A 21,957-nucleotide genomic window follows, 5' to 3' on the forward strand; every position below is an offset into this window, starting at 1 on the left:
CCGGCATCGTTGCGCTCAAAAAGGGTAAAATCTTGATTCAGATCAATGAAATGGAGCACTCATCCGGGCGACGATCAGGGTGTGGCATTGCCCCATCAGGTCGGACCACCCGGCCGCTGCAACGAGGTTTGCATGTCCTATATCCTGCCCTGGAGGACCGGAGGCCTTCTGCTCGGTGCCGTGTTCTTCGCTGCCGTGCTTTCGGTATCGCCCATCGGCGTATCTACGCAATTCGTCATCTTCGACGGCATCCTGTGGGATGCGGTCGATCCGGACGTGGTCGTGGACTCACCGGATGCAAAGAGCGGATACAGCAGCCCCAACGCCTATCTGAACAAGAGCGGCGGAAGCTACGCCGAGGATGTCGCCAATCCGCTGAACTACAGCTTTGTCTTTGTCCTGGCGATGATGGCGGGAGCATTTCTGTCGTCGCGTCTGCGCGGCGGCCTGTCGCCGAACGAGCGCGTCATGCCGGCGGTCTGGCGGGCGAATTTCGGCGACTCGCCGGTCAAGCGCTACGCTGCCGCCTTGATCGCCGGCTTCGTGGTCCTGTATGGCTCCCGTCTGGCCGGCGGCTGCACGTCCGGCCACATGATGAGCGGCATGATGCAGACCGCTCTGTCCGGCTACATCTTCGCCGCCGGCGCCTTCCTCGCCGGCATCCCGACCGCCCTCGCTCTATTCCGCAAGGAGAGCTGACATGGAGATCGTTCTCGCCATCGCCATTGGCGGCGCCTTCGGTTTCGTTCTCGACCGGGTCGGCGCGACCAACCCCGGCTATATCATCCGAATGCTGAACCTTTCGGACCTTCATCTGATGAAGACCATTCTAAGTGGCATCGGAACGGCCTCGATCCTGATGTTCGCCGGCCTGCTCGTCGGCCTAGTGGATCCCGGCCATGTCTCGATCAAGGCCGCCTATCTCGGGGTGTTTATCGGAGGGCTGCTGCTCGGGGTCGGCTTCGCCGTCGCCGGCTACTGCCCGGGAACCGGCCTCACCGCCGCGGCAACCGGGCGGTGGGACGCCCTGTGGTTCATCCTGGGCGGTCTGCTGGGAGCCGCGGCCTACATGCTGAGTTTCGCCTGGGTCGAGACCACCGGCATTCTGGAGAATATCGCCGGCGGCAAAACCACCCTCGGGCCGATCGCCGGGACCGACTATCCCTCGCTGATCGGCGTGCCCGGCGAGTGGATCGGTCTCGCGGCCGGCCTGGCATTCCTGGCGATCGCTTGGCTGCTTCCGGACAGGCTTACCGGGGCATCCACGCCGACTGTCCGGGCACCGGTAGAGTAGAGATCCCGGCGCAGTCGGGAAGGAGCGACGCTGGGCCGTAGCGCTCCCGTCTCACACGTGCAGATACGTCTCGATCACCGCTCCGTCGGCGCGGAAGGCGGCGGTGTCGCCTTCCCAGACCACATGACCCTTCTCCACCACCGTGTGCCGGTCGGCCAGCGCCAGCAGGGCGGAGACGTTCTTGTCGATCACCAGGATCGACTGGCCCTCCCCCTTCAGGGTCGCCAGCACCCGCCAGATCTCCTCGCGGATCAGCGGCGCCAGGCCCTCGGTCGCCTCGTCCAGGATCAGCAGGCGCGGGTTGGTCATCAGCGCCCGGCCGATCGCCAGCATCTGCTGCTCGCCGCCGGACAGCGAGCCGCCCATCTGCCGCCGCCGCTCGCCCAGGCGCGGGAACAGCGCCAGCACCTCGGCCAGCCCCCAGCGCGGTGCGCCGCGTCCCAGCCGGTTGGCGGCGGTGGCGATCAGGTTCTCCTCCACCGTCAGGGTCGGGAAGATCTGCCGACCCTCCGGCACCAGGCCGAGGCCGCGGCGGGCGATCTCGTGGGCCGGACGGCCGCGCATATCCTCGCCGGCGATCAGCACCCGTCCGCCGGTCGGCGGCAGCAGGCCCATCACGGCGCGGATGGTGGTGGTCTTGCCCATGCCGTTGCGGCCCATCAGGGTGACCACCTCGCCCGCCTGCACCGTCAGGTTCATGCCGAACAGCACCGGCGCGGCCCCGTACCCGGCGGTCAGGTCGGCCACTTCCAGCAACGGCGCGGTCATGGGATCTCCTCCTCGCCCAGATAGGCGGCGCGGACCTCCGGATCGGTCCGGATCGCGTCCGGCGCGCCCTCGGCGATGACCCGGCCATAGACCAGCACCGAGATCGTGTCGGCCAGGGCGAAGACAGCCGCCATGTCGTGCTCGACCAGCAGGATGGTGAAGCGGCCGCGCAGCGCCTCCAGCGTCTCGGTCAGGCGCGCGGTCTCCTCGTGGGTGGTGCCGGCCATCGGCTCGTCCAGCAGCAGCAGCTTCGGCTCGGTCGCCAGCGCCATGGCGATCTCCAGCGCCCGCTTCTCGCCGTGGCTCAGCGCGCCGGCCCGGATCAGCGCCCGGTCGGCCAGGCCGACGGTCTCCAGGCAGGCCATCGCCTTCTCGGTCAGCGCCGTCTCGCGGGCGACGGACCGGAAGAAGCGGAAGCTGTGCCCAGCATGGGCCTGGGCGGCGACGGCGACGTTGTCCAGGGTGGAGAAGCCGGGCAGCACGTTGGTGATCTGGAACGACCGCGCGAGGCCAAGATGGGAACGGGCGTGGATCGGCAGGCCGGTGATGTCGCGACCATCAAGAATGATGGTGCCGGCATCGGGTGCCGCCTGGCCGCCGATCTGGTTGATCAGCGTCGTCTTACCCGCTCCATTTGGACCTATAATTGCATGAATGGCCCCGGTCTTCACGGCCAGGTTCACGCCATCGGTGACGGTCAGCGCACCGTAACTTTTCCTGAGGCCGGCAAGCTCAAGGATCGGGTCAGCCATCGCGCCCCTCCCGGCTTGGACCTTCCCTGCGGAACGCACGGGCGAGGCCGCCGCGGGCATAGAGCACGATCAGGATCAGCAACGGCCCGAAGATCACCCGCCAGTGTTCGGTGAACCCGGCCAGCACATCCTCCAGCGCCAGATAGGCCACCGCGCCCAGCACCGCGCCATAGAGCGACCCCATGCCGCCGAGCACGACCATGATGATCAGGTCGCCCGAACGCTGCCAGGACATGTAGGCCGGGCTGACGAACTCGGCGTGGTTGGCCAGCAGCGCGCCGGCGAGCCCGGCCATCATGCCGGCGAGGACATAGGCCACGAGCTGGTGACGGTACGCATCGAAACCGACGGCCGACATGCGGGCCCGGTTCTCCCGCACGCCGGCGATCACCCGGCCGAATCGGCTGCCGACGACGCGGCTCGCGACCCACCAGCACAGTGCCAGGCAGATCAGCACGAAGAAATACAGGGCGGTGTCGTCCTCCAGCACCGGATTGCCGAGGACCTCGCTGCGGCCCCAGATGGTCAGCCCGTCGTCGCCGCCATAGGCCGAAAGGCTGGAGGCCGTGTAGTAGGCCATCTGCCCGAAGGCGAGCGTGATCATGATGAAATAGACGCCGCGGGTGCGCAGGCTGATCGCCCCGGTGGCCAGCGCGAACAGCCCGGCGGCGGCCATGGCCATGGGGATGGTCAGCGTGCCTTCCCACAGATTGTGCTCGGCCGAGATCCCGACCGCATAGGCGCCGATGCCGATGAAGGCGGCGTGGCCGAAACTGACCATCGCCCCGTAGCCCAGGATCAGGTCGAGGCTGAGGGCGGCGATGGCGTAGATCATCACCCGGCTGGCGACATTGGTCAGGTAGCCCTGGCCGAACGCCTCGGCCACCGGCGGCAGCAGCGCGAAGACGGTCAGCAGGGCGGCCGTGATCAACCGCTCCCGTGTCAGCAGGTCGCGCATCAGGCGCGTCCCGGTGCCGGGAACAGTCCGGTCGGCCGGAAGAACAGCACGCCGGCCATCAGCACGTAGATCAGCATCGACGCGATCGCCGGGCCGACCTGGTTGGCGGCGGACGGCTCCAGGAACAGCTTGAAGATGTCGGTCATGAAGGACCGGCCGAGCGTGTCGACCAGGCCCACCAGCAGGGCCGCCAGGAAGGCGCCGCGAATGGACCCGATGCCGCCGATCACGATGACCACGAAGGCGAGGATCAGCACCCCGTCGCCCATCCCCGGCTCGACCGAGAAGATCGGGCCGGCCATCACCCCGGCGAATCCCGCCAGCATGGCGCCGAAGCCGAAGACCACCATGAAGAGCTGGCGCACGTTGACGCCCAGGGCCGACAGCATCGCCGGGTTGGCGGCGCCAGCGCGGATCAGCATGCCCACCTTCGTGCGCGCCACCACCAGCCAGAGGCCGGCCGCGCAGATCAGCCCGGCGACGATCAGGGCGATGCGGTAGACCGGATAGCCGAACCCGTCCATCACCGGGATCGCCCCCTGCAGGATCTCCGGCCCCGGATAGCTGAGCGGCGAGGCTCCCCAGACGATCCGCACGCCCTCGTTCAGGAACAGGATCACGCCGAAGGTCGCCAGCACCTGGTCCAGGTGGTCGCGGTCGTAGAAATGCCGGAACACCAGCACCTCCAGCACCAGCCCCAATACCAGGGCCGCCGCTAGGGCCAGCACCACCGTGGCGAAGAAGTTGCCGGTCAGGCCATAGAAGGTGACGGCGAGATAGGCGCCGAGCATGTACTGCACGCCATGGGCCAGGTTGATGAAGTCCATCACCCCGAAGACCAGGGTGAGCCCGGCCGCCACCAGGAACAGCAGCACGCCGAGCTGCAATCCGTTCAGCACCTGCACCGCGAACAGCGTCGCCGTCATCGTCCCCCCGCTCCCTCGTTCACCGGGAGCCCCCTAATAACAGAAACGGGCGGAACCCGAAGGCTCCGCCCGCCCAATTCGGCCGCGGCCGATCACTCCATGCGGCAGTCCTTGGCGTGGACGTCGCCGTAATCGTCGAACACCTTCTCGACCACGGTGGTGTGATAGGCGCCGTCGTCGCGCTTCACCGCCTTGACCAGGTAGAAGTCCTGGATCGGGAAGTGGTTGTTGTTGAACTTGAAATCGCCGCGCACGGAGGCGAAATCCGCCTTCTTCAGCGCCGCGATCACCGCGTCCTTGTCGCTCAAGTCGCCGCCGACCGCCGCAACCGCGCTGTCGATCAGCTGGGCGGCGTCATAGCCCTGGCTGGAATACAGCGACGGCACCGAGTCGTATTTCGCCTCGTAGGCGGTCACGAACTTCTTGTTGGCTTCGTTGTCCATGTCCGGCGTCCACTGGGACGACGAGAACAGGCCGAGGGCCGCGTCCTTGGTCGCCGGCAGGGTGGTGCCGTCCACGGTGAAGGCCGACAGGAAGGTCACGCTGTCGGCGAGGCCGGCCTGATTGAACTGGCGCACCAGGTTCACGCCCATGCCGCCCGGCATGAAGGTGAACATCGCGTCCGGCTTGGCAGCGGCGATCTTCGCCAGCTCGGCCGAGAAATCCAGGTTGCCGAGCTTGGTGTAGACCTCGTCGACCACCTCGCCCTCGTAGTAGCGCTTGAAGCCGTTGATGCTGTCCTTGCCGGCCTGGTAGTTCGGGGCCATCAGGAAGACCTTCTTGAAGCCCTTCTCCTGGGCGTATTTGCCCATGACCTCGTGGATCTGGTCATTCTGCCAGGAGGTCGAGAAGAAGTACTTGTTGCAGCCCCGGCCGGCGAAGGTCGAGGTGCCGGCATTGGCGCCGATCAGGAAGGTCTCGCTCTCCGTCACCGGGCGGAACACCGCCTGCAGGATGTTGGAGAAGACGATGCCGGCGACGAAGTCGACCTTGTCGCGCTCCAGCAGTTCCTTGACCTTGGTCAGGGCGACGTCTGGCTTCAGCTCGTCATCGACGACGATCATCTCCACGTCGCGTCCGCCGAGCTTGCCGCCGTTTTCATCGACGAAAAGCTGGAAGCCGTCGCGGATGTGGTTGCCGAGCACCGCCGGCGGACCGGACAGCGTGACCATCATGCCGATCTTGAGCGGCTCGGCCGCCTGAGCGGCGCCGAGCGCGCCCGCGACGGTCATGCCGGCGGCCAGCGCCAGCGCCTTGATTCCCCTACCCATCATGCTCTCCCTGGATGTTCCCTGTTCCTGTCCGTCTTGCGCGTCCAATGGTCGTTCCGGCCCCGCAGCCGGCCGGAGTCGCGGTGCAGCATGCCCCGCCCCGGCGCGGTTTCCAAGCCCGGGGGCGCAGGACAGGGACCCGGGGGGCGGATTCAGCGGTATTGCTGGTTCAGGATGTCCGGCTTCAGGCCGGGCGTGACCAGATCATGGCCGCCGCTGCCGCCGCAGGGTCCGTCCCGCACCGAGGCGATGGCCGCGTCCAGGGGAACCGAGTAGATGCACACCGCGCGCCGGCAACGGCTCCCGCCGTCGCCGCCATCGGCCAGGGGCTGGTACAGGCTCGCCCGCACCGCCTCGAAGCGCGCCCCGGCATGGCTCAGCCGGTCGGCGAAGAGATCGGAGCGCAGCTCGAAGCGGCCCCAGTCCCAGCGCGCGTCCATCTCCACGCGCAGAGCGTCCGGCCCGGTGTCGTAGCCGGCGGCGGCCAGTTGCTGCGGGCAGAGCGCCAGGACGCGGTCACGATGGGTGTCGACCAGATCGCCGGAGCGCCACCGCGACCACAATCCGGCGGTGGTGACCGCCAGGGCGATCACGATCACAAGGGTGCGGTACCAGGTGAGCTCCATGACGGCAGGGTAAAGCAAATCCCGTCGGCGCGGGCCCCCGTGCCACCCGCCGTCACACCGCGACGCTGTGCCGTCCGGTGAACGGGGCCAGTTCCGGGTCGAAACAGGCGGCGATCGTGCGCCAGTACCGGCGACCGGCGGGGGTGGCGGCAACCTGCCAGCCATCGACCGTCGCCAGACCGTCCCGGATCAACGGCGCCAGACGCGCGAACGCGTCCACCAGCAGCGTCGGTTCGTCGTCGTGACGCGCCGCCACCGCCCGCAGATCCACCGCTCCGTCGCAGAGCAGACGCTCGATGACCGAGCGGCGCAGCCGATCCTCCCGGGTGACGCCCAGCCCGCGTTGGACCGGCAGCCGGCCGGCCGCCACCGCCTCGCTCCACTGTTTCACATGCGGCGCGTTCTGGGCGTAGCCGCCCGGCAGGGCGGAGATCGAGGACGGGCCGAAGCCGATCAGCGTCTTCGCCGGGTCGTCCGTATAGCCCTGGAAGTTCCGGCGCAGGCGCCCCTCGCGCGCCGCCACCGCCAGGCTGTCCTGCGGCAGGGCGAAATGGTCGATGCCGATGGCGGCATAGCCGTCGGCCACGAGCCGTTCCTCCGCCGCCTCGGCCTGCTCGAAGCGTTCCCGCGCCCCCGGCAGCAGGGTCTCGTCGATGGCGGCCTGGTTCTTCTTGAACCACGGCACATGGGCGTAGCCGAACACCGCCACCCGGTCGACGCCGAGCGCGCTGACGGCATCCGCCGAGCGGTGCACATGGTCCACCGTCTGACCCGGCAGGCCGTACATCAGGTCGGCATTGATGCTGCGGATACCGGCGGCACGCAGGGTGGCGATGCGGTCGGCGACCAGCTCCGTAGGCTGGATCCGGTTGATTGCCCGCTGCACGTCGGGATCGACATCCTGCACCCCGAGGCTCGCCCGGGTCACGCCAAGTGCCGCCATGGTCTCCACATGGGCGTCGTCGAGCGTGCGCGGATCGATCTCCATCGCGATCTCGGCATCACCGCGCACCGGAAAGGCGTCGCGCAGGGTGCTCATCACCCGGGCCATGGCCTGCGGCGACATCATCGTCGGGGTGCCGCCGCCGAAATGGATCGAGCAGACCTCGCCCGGCTCGTGCACGCGGCTCGACACCAGCAGGATCTCCTTGAGCAGATGGCCGACGAACCGGTCGATGCGCGCGCTGTCATTGGCCACCGAGGTGTGGCAGCCGCAATACCAGCAGAGCTGGGCGCAGAACGGCACATGAATGTACAGCGACAGAGGCTCAGCCCGCGTCAGCCCGTCCAGCCACCAGGGATACAGCTCACGCCCCTCGCCATCCTTGAAACGGTTGGCCGGCGGGTAGCTGGTGTAGCGCGGCAGCGCCGCGGTCGCGTGTCTGTGCAGAAACATGGGCTCGGTCCCGTTCGCTCGTGTCCCGCAGAGAGTGGCCGGATGCGCCGGGCCGAACATTGATCCAGGTCAACGCGCCGGCCCCGTGGGACGGGGTCGGGAAAAATCGGGTGCTCCCTTGGCCGCCGCGATCCCCTAGGCTTCGGCAAAACCCGACACCGACCGACACAACAAGCCCAGCAGAACAACGAGCCCAGGGAGGCCCCGATGCCCGACACCCCCGCCACCGCCGTGATTTCCGGCGCCGGCCAGAATATCGGCCGCGCCATCGCCGTCGCGCTGGCGCGCGACGGCTTCGACATCGTCGTCAACGGCCGCGCCAACCGGGACGCCTGCGACGCGGTGGCCAAGGATGTGGGCGCGCTGGGCCGCACGGCGCTGGTGGTCATGGCCGATGTCGGCGATTCCGGCGCGGTGACCGAGCTGAAGGCCCGGGTCGAGGCGGAGATGCCGCCGGTCGCGATCGTGGTGAACAACGCCGCCATCCGGCCGCAGAAGCCGTTCCTGGAAATGACCGACGACGACTGGCACCGGGTGATGAACACCGACCTGACCAGCGCCTTCTATCTCTGCCGCGCGTTCTGCGGCGCCATGGTGGAGCACAACTGGGGTCGTGTGGTGAACCTGACGGGGATGAACGCGATCCACGGCTATGCCGGCCGCGCGCCGGTATCCGCCGCCAAGCACGGGCTGTGGGGGCTGACCAAGGCGCTGGCCAAGGAGTTCGGACCGAGCGGGGTGACGGTGAACGCGATCTCCCCGGGGCCGATCGACACCGAGCATGCCGATGCCTCGATGACCCATCACATCAAGAGCCAGCTCGACCGAATCCCGGTCGGCCGCCTGGGCCAGCCGGAGGACATCGCGGCGCTCACCGCCTTCCTGTGCTCCGACGGCGGCGGCTTCATCAACGGCCAGATGATCGCCAGCAACGGCGGCGCGCAGACCTAGAAGGACGGCCAGATCCAAGACCGCTGGGCTCCGGCCGAGCTCCGGATCAAGTCCGGACGTCACCGGGATGACGGAGGAATGTAGCGACACGTTCTTCTCACCCTTCCTCGTCATCCCGGTGGACCCAGGACCTGATCCGGGGGCCGACCGGGACGCAGCGGGCGAGCCCAACCCACAATCGCCGGATTTCCTTGCGCCGGTCCGCGCCGCGTGGCATGCGGCCCCATGGCTGATCGTAGCGAAACCATCGACACGTACGATTACATCATCGTCGGCGCCGGCTCGGCAGGCTGCGTGCTGGCCAACCGGCTGAGCGAAGATCCCAAGACCCGGGTTCTGCTGCTGGAGGGCGGCGGCAGCGACCGGTCGATCTTCGTGTCCATGCCCTCGGCCCTGTCGATCCCGATGAACATGAAGCGGTTCAACTGGTTCTACGAGAGCGAGCCGGAGCCCGGACTGGACGGCCGCCGCCTGCACTGCCCGCGCGGCAAGGGGCTGGGCGGGTCGTCCTCGATCAACGGCATGGTCTATGTGCGCGGCCATGCCCGCGACTACGACCAGTGGGTCGAGCACGGCGCCACCGGCTGGGGCTATGCCGACGTGCTGCCCTATTTCAAGCGGGCGGAAAGCTGGGAAGGCGGGGCCGACGCCTATCGCGGCGGCGACGGACCGCTGGCGACCTCCAACGGCAACCACATGACGAACCCGCTGTACAAGGCCTTCATCGAGGCCGGCGTGCAGGCGGGCTACGGCGCCACCGACGACTATAACGGCCGCCGCCAGGAAGGCTTCGGCGCCATGCACATGACCGTGCGCGACGGGCTGCGCTGGTCGACCGCGCGCGGCTACCTGCGTCCGACCCAGGGGCGCGCGAACCTTCGGGTGGTCAAGCATGCGCTGGTCGACCGGGTGATCATCGCCGACGGCCGCGCCACCGGCATCTCCTACTCCACCCGCGGGATCTCGCGGGAGGCGAGCGCGCGGCACGAGGTGATCCTGGCCGCCGGCTCCGTCGGCTCGCCCACGATCCTGCAGCGCTCCGGCATCGGCCCCGCCGCCGAGCTGAAGCGCCACGGCATCCCGGTGATCGCCGACCGGCCCGGTGTCGGGGGAAACCTGCAGGACCATCTGGAGGTCTACTTCCAGTTCCGCTGCACCCAGCCGCTCAGCCTGAACCGGCACCTGTCGCTGTGGCGCAAGGGACTGATCGGCGCCCGATGGCTGCTGTTCCGCAACGGGCTGGGGGCGACCAACCATTTCGAATCCTGCGCCTTCATCCGCTCGCGCGCCGGGCTGGAATGGCCCGATATCCAGTATCACTTCCTGCCCGGCGCGATGCGCTACGACGGCAACGCCGCCTTCGCCGGCGACGGGTTTCAGGTGCATGTCGGCCCGAACAAGCCGAAGAGCCGCGGCCGCATCGACATCGCCGACGCCGATCCAGAGACCAAGCCGTCGATCCTGTTCAACTATCTGCAGGACCCGCAGGACGTGGAGGACTGGCGCCGGGTGGTGCGGCTGACCCGCGAGATCGTCGCGCAGCCGGCGATGGATCCCTATCGCGGCGAGGAGATCCAGCCCGGGGCCGACGTGACCTCCGACGAAGCGATCGACGCCTGGGTGCGCGAGAACGTGGAGAGCGCCTATCACCCGTCCTGTACCTGCCGGATGGGCCGTCCGGACGATCCCGAGACGGTGCTGCGCCCGGACCTGACGGTGATCGGCGTGGAGGGCCTGCGGGTCGCCGACAGTTCCATTTTCCCGACGATCCCGAACGGCAACCTGAACGCGCCCACCATCATGGTGGCGGAGAAGGCCGCCGACCTGATCCTCGGCCGCGCGGCCCCGGCCAGCGACAATGCCGAAGTCTGGATCGCCCCGGACTGGCAGACGGCCCAGCGCGAGGCGCAGGCGGGGTAGGGTTCCTCATCCCATTACTTACCTCACTCCCAGGCTTTGTGCCGGGGCAAGGCTAGGGAACCTCGATCGCCGGAAGATGATCTGGAATGGTCGTGCGCGTTGATGGGATTGCCCCGGGGCAGGTCCGGGGAGTCTGGAGAAGGAAAGGCGGCGGGTGGATTTCCGTGCCTTCACCGCCCCCTGCCCGCGCCCTAAACTCGCGAGCAAAACGCGTGAGGAAACCCCAATGACCGCCTCTTCCACCCCCTGGGACTACATCATCGTCGGCGCCGGCTCGGCCGGCTGCGTGCTCGCCAACCGGCTGAGCGCCGACCCGGCCAACCGGGTGCTGCTGCTGGAGGCGGGGCGCAAGGACGACAGCCCCTATATCGGCGTTCCCGTCGGCTTCTACAAACTGCTGACCAGCAAGGACTACAACTGGGGTTTCTGGACCGAGCCGGAGGAAGGCACCGGCAACCGGGCGATCGCCACCCCGCGCGGCAAGACCCTGGGCGGGTCATCCTCCATCAACGGCCTGCTCTACGTGCGCGGCCAGCCGCTCGACTACGACACCTGGGCGCAGTTCGGCAATCGCGGCTGGAGTTACGAGTCGGTGCTGCCCTATTTCCGCAAGTCGGAGACCTTCGTCGATGGCGGCGACGACAGCCGGGGCATCGACGGCCCCCTGTCGGTGACCACCACGACCGAGAAGCACCCCCTGCTCGACGCCTGGATCGACGCCGCCGAGCAGGCCGGCTTTCCGCGCAACCCGGACTACAACGACGGCGACCAGGAGGGCTTCGGCTACTACCAGCTCACCATGCGCCGGGGGAAACGGGCGAGCACGGCCCGCGCCTTCCTGCATCCGGTGATGAGCCGGCCCAACCTGACGGTGGAAACCGACGCCTTCACCACCGGGCTGATCCTGGAGGGCAGACGCGCCGTCGGCATCCGCTATAGCGTCAACGGCCAGCCGCGCGAGGCCAGGGCGTCGGGCGAGGTCATCCTCTCCGCCGGCGCGGTGCAGTCGCCGCAGCTCCTGGAGCTGTCCGGCATCGGCCAGGGCGACCTGCTGTCCAGGCACGGGATCGCCGTGGTGCACGATCTGCCCGGGGTCGGCGAGAACTACCGCGACCATTACGGCACCCGCATGCGCTGGCGGGTGACCCAGCCGATCACCCTGAACCAGCTCACCCGCGGCCTGCCCTTCGTGCGGGAGCTCGCCCGCTACGCCCTGTTCGGCGAGGGCATCCTCACCTACGGCGCCGGCGCGGTGCACGGCTTCGTCAAGAGCCGCCCGGACATGGAGACGCCCGACGTCCAGTTCCATCTGGCCCATGCGAGCTACGCGGACGCCGCGACCCGCAAGCTGGAGAAGGAGCCGGGCATGACCCTGGCCGTCTGCCAGCTCCGTCCGGAGAGTCAGGGCATGATCCACATCAAGTCACCGGACCCCGCCACGCCGCCGGCGATCACCGGCCGGTTCCTCACCAATCCGGTCGATGTCGACGCCATCGTGGAGGGCATGAAGATCGGCCGCCGCATCGCCGGGGCCGCCGCGCTGGACCCCTATCGCGGCCAGGAGATGACGCCCGGCCCGGACTGCCTGGCCGATGCCGATTTCGAGCGCTACGCCCGAGAGACCGGCCAGACGCTGTATCATATCGCCGGCACCGCGAAGATGGGCCCGGCCAGCGACCGGATGGCGGTGGTGGACGACCGGCTGCGGGTGCATGGGATGGAGGGGCTGCGGGTGATCGACGCCTCGATCATGCCGACCCTGGTCTCCGGCAACACCAACGCCGCCGCGATCATGATCGCCGAAAAGGGCGCCGAGATGGTGCTGCAGGACGCCAGAGCCCGCGCGGCGGCATAGTCGTCATCCGGACCAACGTCGTCCGGACCAATGCGATTGAAATCTAGGCCGGCGCCCGGTGCGAAGGTCACCTGTTCGAGGCAAGACCTCGCCCGGCGCCGGCGCATGTTCATGTGCCGTGAACTAGTGCCCGCCCGCTGAAGCGGCCGAGCTGTATTCCGGACCTTTACCAATCGTTTTCAGTCGTGCCTACTTCCCCCTGGCTATCAAAAAGTCGAAAGCGCCCCATGCGAAGGGCGCGATGGAACAGAGAACCAAATCAGTGGAGGAAACACGGATGCGAAATACGCTCACGGCGCTGGGAAGCGCCCTGCTGTCGCTTGGCCTGCTGGCCACGCCGGCCTCGGCGGAGCTGGACCAACTCAATCTGAAGGTCGTCGGAACCTGGGGCAACCTGTCGAACTGGAAGGTCAACGAGCAGCCCTTCTGGGACAAGACCATGCCGGAGGCCTCCGGCGGCAAGATCACCGCGAACGCCGTTCCGCAGACCGATGTGGGCATCAAGGGCTTCGAGGTCGTGCGCATGCTGAAGATCGGCGTGTTCGACGTCGCCCACGGCGTGGTCGGCTACATCGCCGGAGAGGACCCGATCGTCGAGGGTGTCGATCTGGCGGGCGTGATCCAGAACTGGGACGACGCCAAGGCCTCGATGGACGCCTATCGCCCGATCATCGCCAAGCAGTTCGAGGAGACCTACGGCGCCAAGCTGATGGCGCTGTATCCGTTCCCGAGCCAGATGCTGTGGTGCAACGCCGACGTGAACAGCGCCGAGGACCTCGCCGGCAAGAAGGTCCGCGTCTACACCACCTCCATGGGTGACCTGATCGAGGGCCTGGACGCGACCTCTGTCACCATCGCCTTCGCCGAGGTCGTTCCGGCCCTGGAGAAGAAGGTGGTGGATTGCGGCATCACCGGCACCATGCCGGCCTATCAGGCCAAGTGGTGGCAGATCGCCACCCACGCCTATCTGATGAAGGTCGGCTACACCGCCACCTTCGCCGCCATCAACCTGACCACCTGGAACCGGATGAACGACGAGACCAAGGCCTTCGTCGAGAAGCATTTCAACGAGTTCGAGAAGACCGCCTGGGCCAACACCATGGCCGAGGACGAGATGGGCATCATCTGCAACACCGGCGTTGGCGGCGAGTGCACCGCGGGCGAGCCCGGCGGCATGAAGAAGGTCGAGCCGAGCGCGGCAGACGACGCCAAGCGTAAGCAGATCCTGGAGAACGTCGTGCTGAAGCGTTGGGCCGAGCGCTGCGTGGAGAAGTTCGGCGAGAAGTGCATCGACGACTGGAACGCCACCATCGGCAAGATCGCCGGCGTCACCGCGCCGAAGCCGTAACCTCCAGATCGTTCCAAAAGTCCGGCGGCGGCCGTCATCCCCAAGGCGGGGTGACGGCCGCCGTTTCTATTCGGCCGCCGCCGTCGGCTGGCTCTTGTTGCCTGCCCCGATCGACAGCATGTCGGTCATCGCCCCCTCTTCGACGCCGATCTGCAGCACGTCGGTGAAGCGGTTGAAGAAGCCGCAAAGCGCGATCCGAAGCGTGAGTTCGACGATCTGTTCCTCTGTGAAATGCTCGCGCAGCGCGTCGAACGTGGCGTCGCGCACCCGGTTGAAGTCGTTGGTCACCTTCACCGCGTAGTCGCGCACCAGGTGGTCGACCGCGTCGAAGCCCGGCACGCTCTCGTCCAGGATCCGCTCAACGGACTCCGCCGACACGCCCTGCTCCACCAAGCGCGGCGCATGGTGGATGACACAGTACTCGCAGGCGTTGAGCTTGGAGACGACGACCAGCACGATCTCCAGGTAGCGCTTCGGCAGGATCGCCTCGTCGGCGAAGTCCAGCAGCAGGCCCATGATGTGCTTCAGGGCCGGCGGACGGTGGGCGAAAATCTTCACCTGATTCAGGAACGGACCGTAGTCGCGGGCGAAGCGCTCGTAGACCGGCCGCACCTCCTCCGGCACCTCATCCATTTCAACATCCCGAACGCGGGCCATGGTCATCTCCTTGATGGATCATTAACGCACCGACGTGTATACAATGCCTCCGGGAGTTGGCCATAGGCTGGAAAGATCATCAATTGTACGAAGTAGTTCGGGTAAATATCCGTTGAAAAAATATGGATTATTACCCCCTTTGACCTGCTTCGGGGGTTGGTGTTGACTGCGGCCGAGTCACGCGTTGGCCAACAGCACACACGCGCAACTTTGGATGCGCTTTCGAATGGTGAGGAGGCAATGAATGGGTAAGACCCTGTCCGTATTCGGTGCAGCTCTGCTTTCGGTCGGCCTGATGGCCGGACCGGCTGCGGCTGAACTGGATACACTGAACCTCAAGGTCGTTGGCACTTGGGGCAACCTGTCGAACTGGAAGGTCAACGAGGGACCGTTCTGGAACGAGACGATGCCGGAGAAGTCGGGCGGCAAGATCACGGCCGATGCCGTGCCGCAGACCGATGTCGGCATCAAGGGCTTCGAAGTGATGCGCATGCTGAAGATCGGCGTGTTCGACGTCGCCCACGGCGTGGTCGGCTACATCGCCGGCGAGGACCCGGTGGTCGAGGGCATCGACATCGCCGGTGTCGCGCAGAGCTGGGAAGACGTGCGCGGCTCCGCCGAGGCCTACTGGCCGATCATGGAGAAGCAGTTCGAGGAGACCTACGGCGCGAAGCTCCTGGCGGTCTACCCGTTCCCGAGCCAGATGCTGTGGTGCAACGCCGAGGTCAACAGCGTCGAGGACCTGACCGGCAAGAAGGTCCGCGTCTACACCACGTCGATGGGTGATCTCGTCGAGGGTCTGGGCGGCACCTCCGTGACCATCGCCTTCGCCGAGGTCGTACCGGCCCTGGAGAAGAAGGTGGTGGATTGCGGCATCACCGGCACCATGCCGGCCTATCAGGCCAAGTGGTACCAGGTCGCCACCCATGCCTTCCCGCTGCGGGTCGGCTATTCCATGTCCTTCGCGGCGATGAACCTTGGCACCTGGAATCGCATGAGCGACGAGACCAAGGCCTTCGTCGAGAAGATGATGGAGGAATACAACGAGTCCGCCTGGAAGAACATGATTGCCGAAGACGAGATGGGGATCATCTGCAACACTGGCCAGGGTGGGACCTGCACCGTGGGCGAGCCCGGCAACATGAAGCTGGTCGAGCTCTCGGACGCCGATACGGCCGCGCGCAAGAAGGCGCTGGAGGAAGTCGTCCTCAAGCGTTGGGCCGAGCGTTGCGTCGAGAAGGCCGGCGAGTCCTGCATCGACGACTGGAATGCCACGGTCGGTAAGATCACGGGCGTGACCGCGCCGAAGCCGTAAGGCACAATCCCTTCACGGACGGACGACCCGGGTGCTGTATAGTACCCGGGTCGTTCTTAAATCCCGCAATCAAGCGGAAGGTGCCAAGCGGTGCTGGATAAACTTCTCGCAGCGAACTTCAAGCTCTCAAGCCTCATGGTTTGGATCGGCGGTGCCGGGCTGATCGGCGCCGCAATCATGGTGACAATCGACGTCTTCCTGCGGGACGTCTTCCTGGTCACGCTTGGCGGTGCGGACGAAATCTCCGGATACATCTTCGCGATCTCGACGGCCTTCGCCTTTCCCTACGCGGTGCTGCATCGCGCGAATGTCCGGATCGACGCGCTGTACATCCCCCTGCCCCCGTTCGTGCGCTCGATCCTCGACCTCGTCGCCCTCGTCGGACTGGCGGTGTTCTTCTTCCCGCTGACCTGGCGCAGCTGGCTGATGCTGCAGGACAATATCGGGTTCTGGACCAAGTCCATCACCCCCCTGCAGACGCCGATCGCGATCCCCCAGTCCCTCTGGTTCGCCGGCATGGTCGTTTTCTGTCTGACCGTGCTGCTCGTGTTCGTGGTCGCACTGACCCGGCTGCTGCGCGGCGACCTGACCGGCGTCCACGACATCGCCGGGGTTCCGACACTCGATGAAGAAATGCAAAGCGGCGACGGCGGCCACGCCGGCTGATCGCGATAAATATTTGGGAGACTGAGACGCCATGCTCGGCACGACGCTGATCATTCTCATTGTGCTGATTGCCCTCAGCATCCCGATCGCCGCGGCGCTGGGAACGCTGGGGCTGGCCCTCGATCAGATCTTTTCCGGCGGCTTCCTGTGGCGCGGACTGGCGGACAACGCCTGGCAGACGTCGATCGAGTTCCTGCTGGTCGCCATCCCGATGTTCGTGCTGCTTGGCGAGATCCTGCTGCGCGCCGGCATCGCCCAGCGCATGTACGCCGCCCTGGTGCAGTGGCTGTCCTGGCTGCCCGGCGGGCTGATGCACTCCAATATCGGCGCCTGCGCCATGTTCGCCGCGACCTCGGGATCCTCGGTCGCCACGGCGGCGACGGTCGGCACGGTCGCCCTGCCCGAGGTGGAGAAGCGCGGCTATAATGAGCGGCTGTTCCTCGGCACCCTGGCGGCCGGCGGTACCCTCGGCATCCTGATCCCGCCGTCGATCAACCTGATCGTCTACGGCCTGCTGACCGACACCTCCGTGCCGGAACTGTATCTCGCCGGCTTCATCCCCGGGCTGATCCTGGCCGGCCTGTTCATGGTCGCGGTCATCCTGTTCTGCACCTTCCGGCCCAGCCTCGACGGCGACAAGGTCGAGACCTCCTGGCTGCAACGGGCGCGCGTCCTGCCCGACCTGCTGCCGCCGCTCGGCATCTTTCTGGTGGTTGTCGGCTCGATCTATGCCGGCATCGCCACCCCGACGGAGGCCGCCTCCCTCGGCGTGGTCGCGGCACTGATCCTGGCCGCCTGCTACCGCAGCCTGTCGATCTCGATGCTGCGCGAGGCGATCGAGGGGACCATGAAGACCACCGCGATGGTGATGCTGATCATCATGGCGGCGATCTTCCTGAACTTCGTGCTCGGCATGATCGGCCTGACCCAGGCGCTGGCCACCTTCATCACCTCCCTCGGCCTGACGCCGTTCCAGACCCTGCTGGCGGTGATCGTGTTCTACCTGGTGCTCGGCTGCTTCATGGAGACGCTGTCCATGCTGATCACCACGGCGCCGATCATCACCCCGATCATCGTCGGCCTGGGCTACGATCCAGTGTGGTTCGGCATCCTGCTGATGGTGATGCTGGAGGCCGCCCTGATCACCCCGCCGATCGGCGTGAACCTGTACGTGGTCCAGGGCGTGCGCGGCAGCGGGCCGATGTCCGACGTGATGGTCGGCGTGATCCCGTTCCTGCTGGCGATGTTCGCCATGGTGGCCCTGCTGGTGGGCTTCCCGGAACTCGCCCTGTGGCTGCCGTCCCTGTTCTACTGAGCGGTCCCTGACGACCCGGACGAAAAAGCCCCCTCTCCGGCGCCGGAGAGGGGGCTTTCGTTTGGCCGCGGACGTATCAGCCGCCGCCCGCCTCGTAGCCCGGGATGTCGGTCACCAGCATGTGGCCCGGCGTATGGGTGATGACCAGCGGCAGCTTGGCCTCCAGCACGGTGCGCTGGGGAGTCACGCCGCAGGCCCAGAATACCGGCACCTCGCCGTCCTCGATCGGCGTCGGATCGCCGAAGTCCGGCTTAGCGATATCCGCGATACCGATCTGCGCCGGATCGCCGATATGCACCGGCGCGCCGTGAGCGTGGGGAAAGCGGGCGGTGATCGCCGCCGCCTTGATCGCGTTGGCCATGGTCATCGGCCGCATGGAGACAACCATCTCGCCGCGGAACGGGCCGGCCGGGGTGGTCTGGATGCTGGTGCGGTACATGGAGACGGTGGTGTCGTCGTCCCAGTGGCGCAGCCGGATGCCGTCGGTCACCAGCGCCTGCTCGAAGGTGAAGGAGCAGCCGATGACAAAGGCGACCGAGTCCTCGCCCCAGAGCGCCTTGATGTCCGGCACGGACTCGGTCAGCACGCCATCGCGGAAGATGTTGTAGGACGGCACGTCGGTGCGGATGTCGACATCTGTGCCGAGCGTGAACAGGTCCGGATTGCCGGTGTCGGACACGCCGACCAGCGGGCAGGGCTTCGGGTTGCGCTGGCAGAACCGGAAGAAGTCGAGCGCATGTTCCGCCGGCAGGATCACCAGGTTGCCTTGCAGATAGCCCGGCGCCAGCCCCGCGGTATGGCCGGTATGCAGCCCCTCGCGGATCTGCCGGCGCGCCTCGCGCGGATCGGCGGCGCGGGCCGGGGATTGGAAGGGAGCTTGGAGGTTCATGGACGTCTCCTCGGGTTAGCGGCTTCGGGCATCTGCCTCACCGCCCGAGCGCGATGACGATGACGGAACCCACGACGATAAAGGTCGCGATCACGACCTTGCCCGTCAACCTCTCGCGGCGGAACACCAGGGCCGAGAGCAACATGGTGAAGATCGGCGAGGTCGCGACGATCGGGGCGATCACCACCAGATCGCCGCGCAGCAGGCCGGTGTTCAGGCAGATGATCGCAGCCGAGGTGGTCGCCCCGCCCAGCGCGAACCACTTCACCCCCGGCGCCCGCCAGTTCACCACCACCGGCTCGCGGCGCACCCCGCGCACCGACCAGGTCAGGATGGCCGAGACGGTGAAGCCGACGATGCTGGCGAAATAGGGGTCGGGGATGCCCGCCTCCATGCCGATCTTCGACAGCACGTGGCCCAGCGCCCGCAGGAAGGCGGCGCCGATCGGCAGGAACAGCGCCCAGAACGGCCAGTCGACCTTGACCTTGCCGCGCTTGGACAGCAGCAGGACGGCCGCCATGATCCCGCCGGTGCCGATCGCCAGGGGCCAGGTGAACATCTCCCCCAGGATCAGCACGCCCATCACCGTGCCGAACAGCGGCGAGGTGCAGGCGAGCGTACTGACCAGGGTGGGGCCCAGAAACTTCATCCCGGCCACCGCCAGATTGGCGGAGACGGCCGGTCGGAACAGGCCGATGGCGGCGAAGATCAGCATCGCCGGCTCGAGCCAGTAGTGCCAGTCCATGAAGAACGGCGCGAACAGCCACAGGGTCGCCGCAGCCGCGGTGATCGAGACCATGGCCCCGGTCCGTCCGTCCACGGTTGCCAGGCCGATATTCTGCCATTGGGCGCCGATGGCGAACATCAGCGACGCTGTGGTCGCGAGGATGAGCGGCATGTAGTCGAACGGCACGCCCGCCACGTCCGTCATGACCGGCGCCTACGGCCGGCGATACCCATTGTCACGCACTATTCTCCAACCGATGCGATCGGCTCAGACGATCCGCCCCGGACCTTCGGCTCAAACCACCGCTGGTTCAAACCACCTCTGGTTCAAACCACCGGGCACAGTCCGCCGTCGATGTTGATCGCGGTGCCGGTCACATAGCCGCCCTCCTTGGAGGCCAGCAGCGTGGCGACGGCAGCGAACTCTTCGGCGGTGCCGACGCGGCCCATGGGGATCGTCTCGCCCATCTCGGCATAATAGTCCTCCAGAGAACGATTTCCATTCTCGGATGCATGCCGCTTCACCCACTGGTCGCTTTCGATCCGGCCGACCAGCAGGGCGTTCACCAGGACGTTGTACGGAGCGTACTCGGTGGCCATCGCCTTGGTCAGGGCCATGCCGGCAGCCCGGGTCACCGCGGTCGGCGCGCCCTCGGCCGGCGGCGCCTTGGCGCCGGTGTTCAGGATGTTGATCACCCTGCCCCAGCGCCGCTGCTGCATCTCCGGCATCAGCCGGCGGCACAGGCGGATCGCGGCGAACAGCTTCAGGTCCAGATCGGCCTGCCACACCGAATCGTCGTGGCTGGCGAAGGGTCCGCGCTTGGAGGAACCGGCATTGTTGACCAGGATGTCGACCGCACCGAGCTGGGCCTGGGCGATGTCGCAGGCGATCTCGCAACCCTGGGCGGTGGAGATGTCGGCGGCGATGGTCACCACATCCGCGCCGGTGGCCTCCTTGATCGCCGCCGCCGCCTCGTCCAGCGTCTCCTGGCGCCGGGCCACGATGGCCACCCGTCCGCCGCTTTCCGCATAGCGCAGGGCGATCGCCCGGCCGATGCCGAGACTGCCTCCGGTGATCAGCGCCGAGCGCCCGTCGAGCCGCACATCCATATCCTCACCTCGCGTGGTCTTGTTCTCGCCGCAGCATGGCATGCCCGCCGGCATTTTGGAGGGGCAAACCGAGACCGGCGGACGTTCTCCATCCGCAGCGCCACACGGGACCCCGGATCCCCACCTCCACAGCCGATTCCCAACAGTTCGAGAACCACCGAAACGGCGGCATCCCGGCGTTTAAGGACTTGTCCGGCGCGGCCGCCGCCGACAGCATGCGCGCATGCAGCTGACGACCCATAACCGCTACGGCTATTCGCCGCTCGATTCCCGCCCGGTCTATGACTGGCCCGGCGGCAAACGCCTCGCTGTCTGTTTCTGCAACAACATCGAGATCTTCTCGTTTCTCGACGGGCTCGGCTCCGACAGCGCCAGCCCGGGCGCACCGCAATCGACCCGGAACTTCGCCTGGCGCGACTACGGCAACCGGGTGGGTCAGTGGTACCTGTTCGATTTGTTCGACGAGATGAACGTTCCGGCGTCCCACAACCTCAACTCGATGCTGCTGGACGCCTGCCCGGAGATCGCCGTGCGGATCCGCGCCCGGGGCGACGAGGTGGTGGCCCACGGGCGCACCAACGCCGAGCGCCAGGACACGCTGGGCGAGGACGACGAGGCGAGGCTCATCCGCGAGACCACCGAGACCCTGACCACGTTCTTCGGCGACCGGCCCTCCGGCTGGCTCGGCCCGTATCTGGCGCAGACCCCGGTGACCCTCGATCTGCTGCAGGAGGCCGGGTACGGCTATGTGATGGACTGGCCGGCCGACGACCAGCCGTTCTGGATGCGCACCCGCAGGGGCCGGATCCTGTCGGTGCCCTATTCGATCGAAGTGAACGACTCGCCGGCGATGGTGTTCCGCCAGCATAGCGGGGAGGAGTTCGAGCGGATGATGATCGATCAGTTCGACGAGTTGCTGCACCAGTCGAAGAAGCGGCCGCTGGTCTACACCGCGGTCCTGCATCCGTTCATCGTGGGGCAGCCGTATCGGTTGAGGGCGCTGCGGCGGGCGATGAAACACATTCTGCGTCATCGCGACGAGATCTGGCTGACCACGCCGGGCGCCATCGCCAGCTTCTGTACACGTCTGCCGGCCGGAACAATTCCCGGCTCCGGGAGATGAGGTGAGCCCGTCCGACGCTCAGGCGGTAGGTGCCACGCCGACGCTCAGGCGGTAGGTGCCGCGCCGACGCTCAGGCGTCGTGGGTGCCGCG

The 21,957-nt window shown here is 67.0% G+C and carries 21 protein-coding genes; 10 read left to right on the top strand and 11 right to left on the bottom strand.

Features of this window, described 5'->3' with window-relative positions; genetic code table 11:
* Positions 1–132: 132 nt before the first annotated feature.
* Both BLS34_RS15580 and BLS34_RS15585 read left to right on the top strand, forming a co-directional pair.
* On the top strand, positions 133–699 hold the full coding sequence (locus BLS34_RS15580; RefSeq protein ID WP_093151636.1) for a YeeE/YedE thiosulfate transporter family protein: 567 nt from the start codon (positions 133–135) through the stop codon (positions 697–699).
* Position 700: 1 nt separating this feature from the next.
* A complete protein-coding gene (locus BLS34_RS15585; protein WP_093151639.1) occupies positions 701–1,294 on the top strand; it encodes a YeeE/YedE thiosulfate transporter family protein in 594 nt (197 codons plus the stop codon).
* 51 nt (positions 1,295–1,345) lie between these two features.
* Here the strand turns inward: BLS34_RS15585 and BLS34_RS15590 are convergent, their stop codons facing one another.
* The 7 genes from BLS34_RS15590 to hemN all read right to left on the bottom strand — a co-directional run bounded on the left by BLS34_RS15590 (position 1,346) and on the right by hemN (position 7,991).
* On the bottom strand, positions 1,346–2,062 hold the full coding sequence (locus tag BLS34_RS15590; protein ID WP_245565595.1) for an ABC transporter ATP-binding protein: 717 nt from the start codon (positions 2,060–2,062) through the stop codon (positions 1,346–1,348).
* The gene (locus tag BLS34_RS15595; protein WP_093151641.1) at positions 2,059–2,814 is read right to left on the bottom strand and encodes an ABC transporter ATP-binding protein; all 756 of its coding nucleotides are present in this window, start codon (positions 2,812–2,814) and stop codon (positions 2,059–2,061) included. The genes BLS34_RS15590 and BLS34_RS15595 overlap by 4 nt, the downstream gene beginning before the upstream one ends.
* Positions 2,807–3,772 (bottom strand): branched-chain amino acid ABC transporter permease, encoded by a 966-nt coding sequence (locus BLS34_RS15600; RefSeq protein WP_093151644.1) that lies wholly within the window; start codon positions 3,770–3,772, stop codon positions 2,807–2,809. The genes BLS34_RS15595 and BLS34_RS15600 overlap by 8 nt, the downstream gene beginning before the upstream one ends.
* Positions 3,772–4,698 carry a branched-chain amino acid ABC transporter permease gene (locus tag BLS34_RS15605; RefSeq protein ID WP_028794287.1) on the bottom strand — a complete coding sequence of 309 codons (927 nt, stop codon included), beginning with the start codon at positions 4,696–4,698 and terminating at the stop codon, positions 3,772–3,774. The genes BLS34_RS15600 and BLS34_RS15605 overlap by 1 nt, the downstream gene beginning before the upstream one ends.
* A gap of 92 nt (positions 4,699–4,790) precedes the next feature.
* A complete protein-coding gene (locus BLS34_RS15610; protein WP_093151646.1) occupies positions 4,791–5,969 on the bottom strand; it encodes an ABC transporter substrate-binding protein in 1,179 nt (392 codons plus the stop codon).
* Between the two features lie 152 nt (positions 5,970–6,121).
* On the bottom strand, positions 6,122–6,595 hold the full coding sequence (locus tag BLS34_RS15615; protein WP_028794285.1) for a hypothetical protein: 474 nt from the start codon (positions 6,593–6,595) through the stop codon (positions 6,122–6,124).
* A 52-nt stretch (positions 6,596–6,647) separates the two neighbouring features.
* The gene (hemN, locus tag BLS34_RS15620; RefSeq protein WP_038014001.1) at positions 6,648–7,991 is read right to left on the bottom strand and encodes an oxygen-independent coproporphyrinogen III oxidase; all 1,344 of its coding nucleotides are present in this window, start codon (positions 7,989–7,991) and stop codon (positions 6,648–6,650) included.
* Between the two features lie 207 nt (positions 7,992–8,198).
* On the opposite strand from hemN, the gene BLS34_RS15625 reads away from it, so the two are divergent.
* The 4 genes from BLS34_RS15625 to BLS34_RS15640 all read left to right on the top strand — a co-directional run bounded on the left by BLS34_RS15625 (position 8,199) and on the right by BLS34_RS15640 (position 14,065).
* A complete protein-coding gene (locus BLS34_RS15625) occupies positions 8,199–8,942 on the top strand; it encodes an SDR family NAD(P)-dependent oxidoreductase (RefSeq protein WP_093151648.1) in 744 nt (247 codons plus the stop codon).
* A gap of 225 nt (positions 8,943–9,167) precedes the next feature.
* On the top strand, positions 9,168–10,862 hold the full coding sequence (gene betA, locus BLS34_RS15630; RefSeq protein WP_038013998.1) for a choline dehydrogenase: 1,695 nt from the start codon (positions 9,168–9,170) through the stop codon (positions 10,860–10,862).
* A 226-nt stretch (positions 10,863–11,088) separates the two neighbouring features.
* Positions 11,089–12,717, top strand: a complete 1,629-nt coding sequence (locus BLS34_RS15635) for a GMC family oxidoreductase (protein ID WP_093151651.1) — start codon at positions 11,089–11,091, stop codon at positions 12,715–12,717.
* A 277-nt stretch (positions 12,718–12,994) separates the two neighbouring features.
* The gene (locus BLS34_RS15640; protein WP_028794280.1) at positions 12,995–14,065 is read left to right on the top strand and encodes a TRAP transporter substrate-binding protein; all 1,071 of its coding nucleotides are present in this window, start codon (positions 12,995–12,997) and stop codon (positions 14,063–14,065) included.
* 66 nt (positions 14,066–14,131) lie between these two features.
* Here BLS34_RS15640 and BLS34_RS15645 read toward each other — a convergent pair whose 3' ends face one another.
* On the bottom strand, positions 14,132–14,722 hold the full coding sequence (locus BLS34_RS15645; RefSeq protein ID WP_093151653.1) for a carboxymuconolactone decarboxylase family protein: 591 nt from the start codon (positions 14,720–14,722) through the stop codon (positions 14,132–14,134).
* A 244-nt stretch (positions 14,723–14,966) separates the two neighbouring features.
* Here BLS34_RS15645 and BLS34_RS15650 point away from each other — a divergent pair, with 244 nt between their 5' ends.
* The 3 genes from BLS34_RS15650 (at position 14,967) to BLS34_RS15660 (ending at position 18,018) form a co-directional block, all read left to right on the top strand.
* Positions 14,967–16,037: a TRAP transporter substrate-binding protein gene (locus BLS34_RS15650; RefSeq protein WP_038013995.1), complete on the top strand. Its 1,071-nt coding sequence runs from the start codon at positions 14,967–14,969 to the stop codon at positions 16,035–16,037.
* A 90-nt stretch (positions 16,038–16,127) separates the two neighbouring features.
* Positions 16,128–16,703 (top strand): TRAP transporter small permease subunit, encoded by a 576-nt coding sequence (locus BLS34_RS15655; RefSeq protein ID WP_028794278.1) that lies wholly within the window; start codon positions 16,128–16,130, stop codon positions 16,701–16,703.
* Positions 16,704–16,734: 31 nt separating this feature from the next.
* Positions 16,735–18,018 (top strand): TRAP transporter large permease, encoded by a 1,284-nt coding sequence (locus tag BLS34_RS15660; protein WP_028794277.1) that lies wholly within the window; start codon positions 16,735–16,737, stop codon positions 18,016–18,018.
* Positions 18,019–18,094: 76 nt separating this feature from the next.
* On the opposite strand, the gene BLS34_RS15665 is transcribed toward BLS34_RS15660, so the two are convergent.
* The 3 genes from BLS34_RS15665 to BLS34_RS15675 form a co-directional block, all read right to left on the bottom strand.
* Positions 18,095–18,907, bottom strand: coding sequence for a putative hydro-lyase (locus BLS34_RS15665; protein WP_093151656.1), 813 nt, complete (start codon positions 18,905–18,907; stop codon positions 18,095–18,097).
* Between the two features lie 37 nt (positions 18,908–18,944).
* Positions 18,945–19,838, bottom strand: coding sequence for a DMT family transporter (locus BLS34_RS15670; protein WP_093151658.1), 894 nt, complete (start codon positions 19,836–19,838; stop codon positions 18,945–18,947).
* A 122-nt stretch (positions 19,839–19,960) separates the two neighbouring features.
* A complete protein-coding gene (locus BLS34_RS15675; protein WP_028794274.1) occupies positions 19,961–20,743 on the bottom strand; it encodes an SDR family NAD(P)-dependent oxidoreductase in 783 nt (260 codons plus the stop codon).
* Positions 20,744–20,966: 223 nt separating this feature from the next.
* Between BLS34_RS15675 and BLS34_RS15680 the strand changes: the two genes are divergently transcribed.
* Positions 20,967–21,866, top strand: a complete 900-nt coding sequence (locus BLS34_RS15680) for a polysaccharide deacetylase family protein (RefSeq protein ID WP_028794273.1) — start codon at positions 20,967–20,969, stop codon at positions 21,864–21,866.
* The last annotated feature ends 91 nt before the right edge of the window (positions 21,867–21,957 follow it).

This window comes from Thalassobaculum litoreum DSM 18839, from assembly GCF_900102465.1.
GTDB lineage: Bacteria > Pseudomonadota > Alphaproteobacteria > Thalassobaculales > Thalassobaculaceae > Thalassobaculum > Thalassobaculum litoreum.